Genomic DNA, 13,454 nt, shown 5'->3' on the forward strand with positions numbered 1-13,454 from the left:
GATAAGTAATAGAGTCACGTTAAAAAAAAGAAATGAAAAAAGGTTTGAAAACCTTTTATTTACGGATTTTGAATGTGCTAACTGTTTTGGATTTGCCGTAGATTGAGTAAATCTTGTATGATCCGACCTTAAGGGACAGTTTCATGGTCACAGTGGCAACACCCTTCTTGTTTGTTTTGGCTGTGAACTTTTTGCCCTTGATTTTGAAGGTTATCTTTTTGCCTTTAAGGACCTTTCCCTTGGAGTTGACAAGCTTTGCTGAGAACTTGTAGTATTTTGCCTTTTTCTTGGAGACGTTTTTGGCAGTGAGCACAGGCTTTACAATGATTTTGTTTGACACCTTAAATCCGTTGTAGGTAGCGGTGATTGTGTACTGCTTTGCGCTGAGTGACAGTTTAAGGCTTGCATAACCGTTCTCATCAGTCTTTCTTGAATATGTCTTGCCGTTTATTTTGAATGTCACTGTTTTTCCTGCTACTTCAACTTTTCCGTCATCATCCAACACAAGAACTGTGTAAGGACTTCCTGAAAATGCATATACTGTGATGTCCCTGTTTTGTGCGATTCTTTTTGAAACTGTGATTGTCTTTGAGGAAGTCTCATTGTTTACAGAATTATAAATGATTAAACTGTAATTTCCAGGATCTTGTGTGATTTTAACATTGACGATTCCATTATTGTCAGTTTTAGCAGTGACTTTGACTCCACCGAAAGAATATGAAACTTCAGTGCTTTTCAATGGGTTTCCATTTGTGTCCAATAGCTTGAATGAATATTGTGAGTTGTATGTCTTATTCAAGCTGTCGAATGCAACTATTGCGGATTTGACAGTTATTTTAGATATGTTTGATGAATTGCAGTAGTTTTTATCCCCTTCAAATACGACTAAAACATCATAATTTCCGTTTGCTAATGTAAGGTTTATTGAAGCTTGACCCAAATCGTCTGTTTTTGCAATGAATATGTCATTCGGGAACTTGAATTTAATCTCTTTTTGAGATACAGGATTTCCGTACTCGTCAGTCAATGCCACTGTGTAATCCTGTCCGCTTTGATAATATGTTACAATGTCATTTGCCATGATTCGGGTATTTTTAACAGCAATCTTGAACTCGGTTGTGACTTTGCTGGATTCATACATGATGTCCTCCAGGATTCTGATTACGACATTATGAACATCCGCATCAAGGTTCTCGAATGGAATTGACATTGAAGTGTCATTGATTGGAACAATATATGATTCATTGTCAACAACAACTTCCAAGGTTCCGTTGATAGGCTTGGAGAGATTTACATTGATTATTGTAGCATCTGATGAATTGTCAATGTCCCAATCCATTTTTACTATGGTTTTAACCGCAATTGTTTCGGATTTGACTGATTTGTATTGATTGTCTGATTCCTTGACGTAAATGTCAACAGAGTGTTCTCCTAAACTTAAATCGAGAGGCAGTAAAACATTTCCTTTATCATCAGTAACAGCATCATATTTGACGTCATCAACCACAATTGAAACTTCCCTGTTTGCAAAAACAGTATTGTTTTCATCAACAACAGCAATATTGAAATGGTCATTGCCATCGACAATGACGACATCATCCGGAGCAGTTCTGTTTTCAGTGACATTTATTGCAATATCATAATTTACATCATTGGAATTGTAATTATCATTATCGAGGACGACATTAACATCGTACTTTCCGTTGGATAGGTTAGACAGTTCAAGGCAAGCATTACCGCTGTTTAGATTTACATTATAAGATTTTTCATTGACAATGACTGTTATGGATTCATTTATAGGTTTTGAGGCGTTGATGTTAATGTATGCATTATTTGATGATTTAGTGATAGTAATGTCGATTGAAACGTTCACTTTAACTTTTATGACATTTGAAACGCTTGTAGCAAAGTGATTGTTGTCCCCATCGAAAGTTGTCCTGATGTCATACTCGCCCATTTCAAGATTCACTGGAATGAACGCAATACCATTGACGTCAGTCATTATAGCATATGAAATGTTTCCTAAAACAAATGTGATGTTCCTGTTTGCTAGAGCAACGCCATTTTCATCTGTTAATGTAACGTTGAAGATTATGCTTTCATCATCAGTGACAATCAAGTCATCAGACTGGATTTTAGTTGATTTTACATCAACTGTGAAATTAGCATTAATGTCTGAATATGCATACCTGCCATCATCTAAGGCCACATTAACATTGTAGAAACCGTTTGACAAGTCTGATAGCTCTAATGAAGATTTACCCTCATTTGAAGACAAAATATATTTTTTATCATTGACAATGACGGTCAGATTATCATTGACTGATTTGGATATGTTAATGTCAATGACTGCTTTGTCCTGATAGACATCAACCAAAACGTTAATGTCAACTTTGGTTTTGACTTTGATTATATTTGAAGCAGCTGAAGTAAAATAGTCATTATCGCCAGTAAAACTGATATTGATTTCATAATCTCCACTTTCCAAATCAACAGGAATGAAAGCGACACCATTGGCATCGGTAATTCTATTATATGAAACATTAGCTAAAACAAATGTGACATTCATATTGTCCAAAACAACACCATTTTCATCTGTTAATGTCACGTTAAACTCAGCATCATCATCATCGCAGATGACCAAATCACCAGATAAGATTTGAGTGTTTTTAACGTCAATTTCAAAAGTGACATTAACACCTGAAGACACGTAATTTTCAACATCATCCAAGGCCACATTAACATCATAAATAGCATTTGATAATTCTGATAGCTCCAAAGACACTTTACCGTCTTTTGAAGAAAGTGAATACTTTTTATCGTTGACAGTGACTGTCACATTATCATTAATGGATTTGGACATGTTAATGTCAATGACCACATTATCCTGATAGACATCAGCCAAAACGCTAATGTCGACTTTGGTTTTGACTTTAATTAGATTTGAAGCAGTTGAAGCGAAATGATCATTGTCCCCATCGAAATTGACAGTAATGTCATATTCTCCACTGGCCAAATCCAAAGGAATAACCGCAGTACCGTTTACATCGGTAATTCTATTATAGGAAACATTGCCTAAAACAAATGTGACATTTCTATTGCCCAAGGCAACGCCATACTCATCTGTTAATGTGATGTTAAACTCAGCATCATCCTCATCGCAGATGACCAAATCACCAGATTTGATTTGAGTGTTTTTAACGTCAATGACAAAAGTGACATTAACATCGGATGAATTGTAATCATCACCATTTAAACTTACATTAACATCATAAATACCATTTGATAAGTCAGATAATACTAATGAAGCCATTCCGTTAACTGAATTAATTGTATAAGATTTATTATTGACAATAACTGCCAATAATTCGTTGATCTGTTTTGACAAGCGGACATTAACGACCGCATTATTTAAGGTCCTATCTACAACAGCATCAATGTCGACATTCATTTTGACTTTAATGCTGTCTGATTTTGCTGATGGGAAGTATTTTTCATCACCTTTGAAGTTAATGTCAATCACATATTCACCGTTGGCCAAATCAATTGGAATTGAAACTCTGCCAAAGGAATCTGTGGTTTTTGTGAAATTTAAATTGTTCAAAACAACAAGTATCTCCTTATCTGCCAAAGCAGTATCATTTTCATCGAACAGTGTAATGTTAAATGATTCTCCGCTGTTTTCTGAAGTGATAAAATCATTGGAGATGATTTTTGTATTTTTGGCATCGACTGTGAAAGTTGAATATCCTCCGAAATAGTCATAATCATCATTTAAGCTCACGTTAATGTCATATTCATTATTTGACAAGTTCAATAGTTCAAGTGAAGCTTTGCCGTCAGTTGAATTTATAACGTATTCAATGTTGTTAACCATAACTTTAACTGATTCGTTTACTGCTTTGGACATGTTGATGTAAACGACTGCAGTGTTCTGGTAAACATCAGCAGAAACATCAATGTCGACTTTTGGTTTTACCCTGATGACATCGGAACTGGTTGTGTTAAAGTAATTGTTGTCCCCATCAAAGAGTATATCAACGGCGAAATATCCGACATCCAAATCCAAAGCAAGGAAAGCCCTGCCGTTTTCATCAGTAATGTTTGTATAAGTGTTGCCTTCCAAAACAAATGTGACTGTTTTATTTGATAGTGCAACGCCATTTTCATCCGTTAATGTGATGTTGAAGTAAAAGTCATCCTCATCGTTGATTGTAAGATTTCCTGAAATTATTTCGGTGCTCTTAACGTCAATGACAAATGAATCTGTTAAATTCTCGAACCTATATGCTGAAAGTTCTTCGCAGTTTACCTGAACTGCATAAACGTCATTTTCAAGACCGGTCAAATTAAGATATCCCTTACCGTTTAAAATTATGAGTGAATAATTCCTGTTATTTACCCTAACAATCAGGCTTGTGTTAATGTCCTTTGAGCTTTCAAGATAAATCATTGCATTGTTTGAGAAATTCACAATGCTCAATGTGAGGTCGATGTCTGATTTGGCAATTTCAATGCTTGCGGCATTTGCTGAGGAGTTATATCCGATGGCGTTAAATATGGCATTTATGACGTTATGGGTCTGGTTTAAAATTGGATTAATCAAAACGGCAACTCCATCAGTGACATTCAATGTATAAACCATCCCATTTATATCAAAAGTGACATTTCCGTTATTCAAAAGGTTTCCGTATTGGTCTGTGACCTTTGCTGCGATGTTTGCAACATCACTGGCATTTAAACTGAGAGTTGTGTTGATGATGTTCTTGATTGTGAATGCCTTGAGGCATGCAACCTGAGACATGTATGTATGTGAGAGATATGTTCCTGTCCTGCTGTAGAAATCGTCCCAGTTGACTCCATCCGCACTGACATATGATATTCCTGGCTTATAGAGTTCCTTGTTCAGGGAATAGTATTCTGAAATCGGAACTGAAGCCACATCAGTTGAGTTGACCTTGAATACAACTTCAAACCTGTCGCCCGCCTTAAGGGGAATCAGCCTTCCAAGGTCTATTGTGTAATATCCCATATCTGAAATTCCCTCTTTTGTAAGCTGGAGATTGCCGTTTACGAATACTGAAACTGTCCAGTTGGTCAGCTGTTCGAAGTAGGTTGAAGCTGCGGCCAGATACTCATCGCCCTCGGCATAGAATACATTCTTGTACCAAAGCTGATTGTCTCCGGTGTAGAAGTAATCTGTCAATCCAGGAATATCGTACTGGTAATTTTTCTCATATCTTATTGTGTCATTTAGGATGAATGCAAAAACGGTCTGCCCCTTGCTTACCTGGGCAAATGCCCTGTCATAATATGATACATAGAAGTATCCCTTATCTCCCCAACCGGAACCCCAACTGTTTTTGACAATCCAGGCTCCATCTCCTCCATCCTGGCCCATTCCATAGAAATTGGATTTTGAATAGGAGTCGTTCCATCCGACAATTGTAACCAAATGGTTAGGAGTGTTATAATTCCAGCAATAATAATTATTATTTCTTAAATTGCCACCCATATATATCGGACTTGCAACCGCACCATATTTCATTATGGCCGTCTTAATGTCATCATTGTCAAGATAATCGTCACGCTTTAGGAATACGATGTTTTGAACGTGCATGACACTGTCCAGCAGAGGGGACAATGTGCTTTTATCATCATAGGCATCATCGCTTTCAAGTACCGGTCCAAGCCATCCTGCAAGATAACCCAATGCCATGTTGTCATAGCCTCCATCATTGGTTTCCATTTTCCAGCCGTAATCGGAATATCTTGAAATTACATTTTTCATGTTTTCCTCAGATAAATCCAAGGACGGACCTGATGCCTTTAGAATTGAGGATTCCAAAGCGGCCAGTACCGCAAATGCCCAGCAGTTTCCTCCGGATTGCTGGTCTTTTACAGAAGTGACAAAATTATCACGCAAGCTGTAACTGGATGGCAACACATCAATTACTGTATCGTTGTACTTATACATTGAATAATTTCCGTTTGCAATGTTCAAATTGACATTTGCCTGGTCATATGCATCATTAATGAAAGCTGCATTGTTATTGTTGAAAGTGTTTAATTGCCCAATTGGAGTTGCTTTGACATTGCACAGTGAATAGATGGCACCTGCACAGTTATCTGCATGATTGCTTTGGAAATTATTGCTTCTCAAAAACAGTTCTGTTGAATTGTCAATGTATAATGCTCCACCGTTTTTAGCGGAGTTATTGAAGAAACTTCCATAAGCTGATGAGAATTTGCCGTACATGTGATATACGGCTCCGCCGTCCCAGCTGGCGGTTGAATTTTGAACATTGATATAATTCATGCTTACCTCGCTGTTCAATGTTGCAATTGCACCGCCGAAAGTGGCTGAAGCGTTGATGATTTCGACATTGCTTATTGTTAGGGATGAAGATTTAATATAAATTGCACCTCCTGCATCGGCATCTGAATAGGAGTTGTAGAATTTTGATTTGGATATTGATGTCTTAACGCCGTTTTCACAGGCAATTGAGCCTCCGAAGTTATATGCAATGTTATTCATAAACAGGGAATCTGCAATATCAAGGATTCCTCCCTGCATATTAATTGCTCCACCGTATACTGCATAATTATCAAGGAATGTGCAATTTCTGATGTATACTAATTTTGTATTTCCGGAAGTTGAATAGATTGCCCCTCCATAGTTGTTTCCATAACTGTCAGGTTTGCTTCCCATACAGTTGGTGAAAACAACATTTGTAGCGTTTAACTGAGCATTATTCTGGACATTTGCACCATCAAGGGTCAAATTTGTCAATGTCATATAGCCGCTTACTGTAAAAGCAGGATTGTGAGCTGAATTATAATAACTCACAATGGTTTTGCCTGCACCGGAGCCTATAAAATTAACCCTGTCAAGTGATTTGTAGGTATCCAAGTTATATTCACCGTCTGCAAGATGGATATTTGAATTGGAGGTAATCCTAGCTGCCTTCAAATATTTATATGGATTGTCAATTGACCCATTTCCGTCGCTTTCAGTAGATGCATTGAAATAATAATCATTGTCTGCCTGTAAGAGGTCTTCGCCGCTTACAGCAACGGGACTGACATCCACATTACCTGATGTCAAATCCGTGCCGTTTTCATAGGCGAAAGCTGACGGGATAACGATTAACAGGACAAGCGCTATTAAAATCAATCCCATAAATTTATTCGATTTAAGCAATTTGAAATCTCCTCAAATGATTTAATATATTATTATTTTTGAATTTCATTCTATAAATATCAAACGAATTTTACTAAAACTTATAATACCCTTTAAACATTAAATAACAACATGAAAGGCTGCTACTGTCTTGTAATTCAAGTTGACGATGCAAAAGAAATCAGAGTCGGAAAGCTAGGTAAAATCAAATTCAAGAGTGGATATTATGTCTATGTGGGCTCGGCCATGAATTCTCTTGAAGCGAGATTAAATAGACACTTAAAAAGCACCAAAAAGCTTCACTGGCATGTTGACTATCTTTTAAAGCACTCAGAGATTACCTCCATCATCTATAATGAAAACAGGAAAGTCGAATGTGAAATCTCCCAATACCTTTGCACCAAAACATCGAATATTGAAGGCTTCGGATGCTCCGACTGCGATTGCGAAAGCCATCTGTATTATTTTGAAAATGACAGGAAGGCAATTGAATGCGTAAAGGACGCTTACGATTCAATAGCCATCCAATATGATTTCTACGAAATCTAGGAATCCTTTCGAGGAAAATGCTGAGAGAGCATGTCCACTATTTCATCAGACAGCTCCGCCCTTTCATCCTCATAGTCTTCGGGATTCATGTCAAAAACTTTTCTAAAGGCAACCTTGGCCTCTTCAGCCCTTCCCAAAATGATGAGAGAAATGCCCAGATCGTAATAGCATCTTTCAAAATTTGGCTCCATTTCTATCGCTTTTGAGTAGTATTCCACAGCCTTTTCGTGGTTTTCAAAATGGGATTCACATTCCCCTTTCAGATACCAGATATAATGATTTTCAGTTGATATCTCAAATGACCTGTCAATGTAGTCCTTTGCCTCATCATACCTGAAAAGGTAGTAAAGCGCCTCCCCCTTAAACATCATGGCATCGCTGTTTTGAGGGTCAATCTTTAATGCCTTGTCAAGGTACGGCAGGGATTCCTCATAGTGATATTTCTTTTTGAGGATTTGTGCCATGTTGATTAATGCGTTGACATCGTCGGGAGCAATTTCCAAAAGCTCTTCAAATGCAATTCTGGCATTTTCAGGGTCATTTAAAAAAACATATGAATTGGCCTTGGTTCTGAGGCTGAATTCAAACTTGCCCATTTTATCGCAAATCTCAATGACCCTTTTGAAAACAGCTTCTGCCTTTTCTGTTTCTCCCATTGACACCAGGCAACCCCCTTTATTGTACAACAGCAAAACGTTATCCCCATTATATTCCAAACCTGTGTTGAAATATTTAAGGCCCTTTTCAAGGTCTCCTTCCATGCAGCATTTCATTCCTAAATCTGAAAACAATTTTGATTTTTCATCAGTAAAAAAACTCATATTTACACCTCAATTTTTTTGATTTTTAATTGTACGATGTAATATGTTCCAAGTAGTTATTAAATGCTTTTGTTTTTTCTAAAACAATTTAATAAGGCGAATTTAAAAAAATAAAGTAAAATCAATATTGATTTTAAAATAAAAAAAAGTACTATTGAAAAGATGTTTTCAATAGCTAAAATATGTATCCACGTTTTTTCTTGTGGTTATAAGATATTTCAAATGAATTGAGTGCGATGTTTTTTAATACTTCACAGTCATCATCTGTTATTCCAACAATATCCTCCCATTCGCTTTCAAGTCGGGATATCTCATCAAGAACCGCAACACCTTCATCTGTCAGTGAGCAGTCATAGGCCAGGCCGTTTTCAGGTGATTCATCAACTTCAATCAGTCCTTTTTTGGCCAGTTTCTGATAGCTTTTCAAATAGAGCTCAAGGTGTGTATTGAACCACTTATTCTTTTCAGCCTTTTCAAACTGTCTGATTCTGATGCGTTTGTGATGAGGCTTTTCATGCTTTTTGACCTGTTTTAGCAGTTTTATTTGAGATTCATGCAAAAAAACACTCAGATTTTCACGAACATATGTCATTTTGGATTCCTGAATAAGCCCTATTAAAGAGGATGCATTCATGTTTTCTATTGCATTTACATGAGGATGAGCCATTTTAACACCTACTTCATCTGCCCGAAGATTCCTCTCATCAGTCCTTTTGTAACTTCACGTGCAGCAGTGTTCATTGCCTGTGATGCTGCCTTTTCAAGGGCTTTCTGTTGGGCTGTCTTTTTGGTGCTTTTACCACCTGCAGGCTGTCCTCCAGTTAGGACAGTGCCCAGAATATCTCCTAAAACGGAACCTTGAGGTTGTGCTGGAGCTTCCTGAGAAGCTTCCTGAGGAGCTTCTGCAGCAGGTGCCACTTCGGCTTCCTGAGTTATTGCCTCTTCTATGATTTCCTTGTCAACTGTCGGAACTTCACTTTCGATGTTTGGATTTGAATCGATTTTTTCAAGAAGCATCTCGTAAGCGGAAAGCGGGTCGACTGCTTCGCCATATTTTGATTTGAACACTGATACGTTAATCAGATCTGACCTCAATGAGTCTTCAATGGCTCCTATGTGACTTTGAGGAGGAACTATGTTGACCTTTTCGACTACTGTTGGGGTTCCTTTCTCATCCAATACTGACACCAGTGCCTCACCAATACCAAGGTTGGATATTACCTCAGCGGTGTCGAAGTCAGCATTAGCCCTGAATGTTTCGGCGGCGACTTTAACTGCCTTCTGATCTTTTGGGGTGTATGCGTGAAGTGCATGCTGAACCCTATTTCCAAGCTGGGCGAGAATATCGTCCGGAATGTCTGCCGGAGACTGTGAGATGAAGTAAAGTCCCACTCCTTTTGATCTTATCAATCTGACAATCTGTTCGATTTTCTTTCCGAATTCAGGGGACATGTCATCAAAGAGAAGATGTGCCTCATCAAAGAAGAAGACGAATTTCGGCTTGTCCATGTCTCCCACTTCAGGAAGGTTCTGATAGAGGTTGGAAAGCATCCATAAGAGAAATGTTGAGTATATTTCAGGAGACAAGGATAATTTCTGAGCATCAAGAATGTTGATTACTCCTTTTCCGTTGTCGTCAAGCTGCATGAAGTCATTGAGGTCAAGTGCAGGCTGGCCGAAGAAAACGTTACCTCCCTGGTCTTCAAGTGTTATCAGGCTTCTTAAAATTGTATTTGCTGATTTTGGTGCAATTGCACCGTATTCACCTTCAAACTGATCCTTGTTTTCAACGACATAATTAATCATGGACTTTAAATCTTTTAAATCAATTATCAAAAGACCCTTTTCGTCAGCCACCTTGAACACTATGTTCAAAACACCAGCTTGAGCTTCTGATAGATTAAGGATTTTTGAAAGCAATACAGGACCCATTTCAGAGAGTGAAACCCTTACAGGAAGTCCTTTTTCACCGAAAAGGTCCCAGAATTCCACAGGATATGCCTTGAAATTAAATCCCTTTTCATCAAGGCCATACTTTTGCCTGTTGTTTGTGATGAAGTCATTGTCTGAACCTACCTTTGCAAGTCCTGAAATGTCTCCTTTCATATCTGCCAAAAATACAGGCACTCCTAAATCACTGAATGATTCTGCCATTACCTTTAGGGTAACTGTCTTACCTGTACCTGTTGCTCCTGCTATCAAACCGTGTCTGTTAGCCAGTTTAGGTAATAAAAACACGTTTTCGTTTTCATTACATCCAATCAATATTTTGTCTTCTGCATACATTGCATTCACCCGTTTTCTATTTTCTTAATTAAGTAATTAGTTTTCTTGACAATATTCTGTCTATTGTAAGCTTTAGCGATTCTTTTTATTGCATCCAGGTTCTTTACGAAATTATCAAGCCATGAGAAGATGTCTCCAGGATAGACCTGAATCTGATATTTTCTAAAGAGCTTGTTTGAAATGTCCTGAGGGTCCTTTCCCTTAAGCCTTTCATGGACAATAACTTCTGATATTCCTCTCTGCATGCAGGTGCAGAACGGCCTGTCCTGACAGTTGCACTGCATGAAGTCCGTCTGAAGCGCAATCAACGCATCCTGGAATTTCTTGTCGACCTTTTCGATTGCTTCTCCGGAGGATATGATGTCCAAGGTCGATTCTGCAAAGAGCCTTGTTGAGAACTTGATTTTCAAAGCGTTTGCAATCTGGTTGTGGATGACGCTTGATAGATACGCGTTTTCAAACATCTCCAAATCCATTGCCATGGCAATGATCAACACTTTCAGCTTGTCATATTTGTCCTTTTTCTTGTACATCGGAGAGTGTCCGACATAACGTTTGAGATAATTGTAATCGTTCAATGTATTTTTGATGAACTCGGCATCTTCAATGGATAAAAATGAAACTGAAGCGGCCCTTCCGTATCTTGTGACTTCAAGATTGTCGTTGAAGCTTTTGTCAATAAGGCCCAAATCGCACATCTCTTTAATAGCTATCTTTATGCTTACCGGTACATCAATGTTTTCATAAAACTTCTTAAGCTCTGAAACCGATTTTATGGAAGTTGATGAAATGTCCGCCAGAATCTGCTCATAGGCTGATTCCTCATCATACTCGATGAACACATCCTCGCTGTTGCTTTCCAGAAGGTCCAATGCCATTGACTCTTCGGATTCACCTGCAAAGTCATTGCCTATTTCCGGAAGCAGATATACTATACCACGGTCGTGATATGAGGGCCTTCCTGCACGGCCAAGCATCTGTGAGAACTCATTGGGATTGATCCACTTGTTTCCCATGACAAGAGAGTCGAATATTACCTGTGAAGCCGGGAAGTCAACACCTGCAGCCAGTGCGGCAGTTGTAACGACACAGGAAATCTTACCCCTGTCAAAGTCCTTTTCAATCTTTTCCTTCTTATAGTAGGACAGTCCCGCATGGTATGCCATGGCGTTAACCCTTTTATTTGTAAGGAAATTTGCAATCTGATGGGTCTTTCGTCTTGAATTTGTAAATATTATGGTCTGGCCCCTGAAGCCCTTTTTGGATTTGGTATGAAACTCCCTTTGAACCAGTTTCTGCATAATATGGCGCTTTTGTGACTCGTTTCTAACGTAAACCAGATGCCTTTCCAATGGAACCGGTCTCTCATCATACTTGACCAGCTTCATGCTGAACTCATCGGCGAGAAACTCGGGGTTTTTCACGGTAGCTGAAAGACCTATGATTTGAGTTTTAGGATAAAGATTCTTTATACGCTTTATTAAACCATTGAGGCGTGTTCCACGGTCCTCATCATCAATCATGTGGATTTCATCTATCAGAACTACACCAAGGTTTGACAGTGATGATGAATTTCCGTTTCTCAAAAGATAGTCGATTCCCTCATAGGTTGCAACAACAATATCTGCTTTTGAGACATCAGAATCAGGCAAATTGAGCTCTCCTTTTGCCTTTACACGGTTTCTTCCGACCTTGATTGCTACAGTCAAACCCAGTTTTGAATACTTTTTCTTGAAATCCCTGTACTTCTGGTTTGCAAGGGCGACCAGCGGAGTGAGGAATACGAATTTCTTGCCTTTCAGGGCTTCTGTTATTCCTGCAAGCTCACCTACCAGTGTCTTACCTGAACCTGTGGCACTTACAACCAGAAGGTCTTCCCCTTTCAATAATCCTTCCTTGATGGCAAGATACTGAACTGGCAATAATTTAGTGTTTCCTGAGTCCAGTAGAACCTGCTTGAAGTCCTTTGGAATCTTGAGACGTTTCATGTCCACCGGAGGAATTATGTGCTTTGACTTACGAGTCCTGTCAAACAGTGTCAGCTTCCTGTTCTTTAAAGGGTCAAAGTGAGGAGATAAAACAGACAATGTCTGCTCCATGCTGCCTGTTTTCTCAAGAGTCTTTTTAAGGTTTCTGAAAATGGATTTGTCAAAGCCCTGGAGCTTAAGCTCTTCCTTAATCGTGTCATGAGCGCAGTCCTTGCAGATCAGCTGATTGTTAAATTTGTATGAATATGATGAATTTACGATGGTGATGTTGCCTTCAAAGGCACAGAAATCACACACCTGAGTCTTTCTGACCTTAATGTTAAGTGATTTCAGATACTTTTCAACCTTTTCATCGGGTGTTGCTAAAAAAACAGCCTGTGAGCGAAGAAGCTTGATTACTTCACCTGGAGCCATCAGCTTTTCGTTTAAAGAGGAATTGTCCTTGAAATTGTAATCTGCGACAAACCTTGAAATGGCTATCGAATCCCCTTCATGGCTGAACTTGATGTTTCCGACAAATTCAGGTTCCCTTTTATGGTTGAGAGCTCCTTTCGGAGAACCTATCGGATAAAGTCTCCACTGTTTTTTCACCTTCTTTAAAACTAGCATTGTTTTTATATTATATTC

Annotated in this window: 6 protein-coding genes; 1 reads left to right on the top strand and 5 read right to left on the bottom strand. The window is 38.5% G+C overall.

Annotation, left to right across the window (positions count from 1 at the left end):
- Nucleotides 1-55: 55 nt before the first annotated feature.
- Nucleotides 56-7,183 (bottom strand): C1 family peptidase, encoded by a 7,128-nt coding sequence (locus Q0W26_RS02265; protein WP_298521913.1) that lies wholly within the window; start codon nt 7,181-7,183, stop codon nt 56-58.
- A gap of 132 nt (nt 7,184-7,315) precedes the next feature.
- On the opposite strand from Q0W26_RS02265, the gene Q0W26_RS02270 reads away from it, so the two are divergent.
- Nucleotides 7,316-7,732, top strand: a complete 417-nt coding sequence (locus Q0W26_RS02270; RefSeq protein ID WP_298521915.1) for a DUF123 domain-containing protein — start codon at nt 7,316-7,318, stop codon at nt 7,730-7,732.
- On the opposite strand, the gene Q0W26_RS02275 is transcribed toward Q0W26_RS02270, so the two are convergent.
- The 4 genes from Q0W26_RS02275 to Q0W26_RS02290 all read right to left on the bottom strand — a co-directional run bounded on the left by Q0W26_RS02275 (nt 7,729) and on the right by Q0W26_RS02290 (nt 13,436).
- Complete coding sequence (locus tag Q0W26_RS02275) at nt 7,729-8,553, bottom strand: lipopolysaccharide assembly protein LapB (protein WP_298521917.1); 825 nt, start codon at nt 8,551-8,553, stop codon at nt 7,729-7,731. The genes Q0W26_RS02270 and Q0W26_RS02275 overlap by 4 nt on opposite strands.
- A 175-nt stretch (nt 8,554-8,728) precedes the next feature.
- Complete coding sequence (locus tag Q0W26_RS02280) at nt 8,729-9,220, bottom strand: hypothetical protein (RefSeq protein ID WP_298521920.1); 492 nt, start codon at nt 9,218-9,220, stop codon at nt 8,729-8,731.
- An 8-nt stretch (nt 9,221-9,228) separates the two neighbouring features.
- A complete protein-coding gene (locus tag Q0W26_RS02285; RefSeq protein WP_298521922.1) occupies nt 9,229-10,839 on the bottom strand; it encodes a helicase HerA-like domain-containing protein in 1,611 nt (536 codons plus the stop codon).
- Between the two features lie 5 nt (nt 10,840-10,844).
- Nucleotides 10,845-13,436 (bottom strand): DEAD/DEAH box helicase, encoded by a 2,592-nt coding sequence (locus tag Q0W26_RS02290; RefSeq protein ID WP_298521925.1) that lies wholly within the window; start codon nt 13,434-13,436, stop codon nt 10,845-10,847.
- Nucleotides 13,437-13,454: the final 18 nt, after the last annotated feature.

The organism is uncultured Methanobrevibacter sp., from assembly GCF_947169325.1.
In the GTDB taxonomy this organism is placed as follows: domain Archaea; phylum Methanobacteriota; class Methanobacteria; order Methanobacteriales; family Methanobacteriaceae; genus Methanocatella.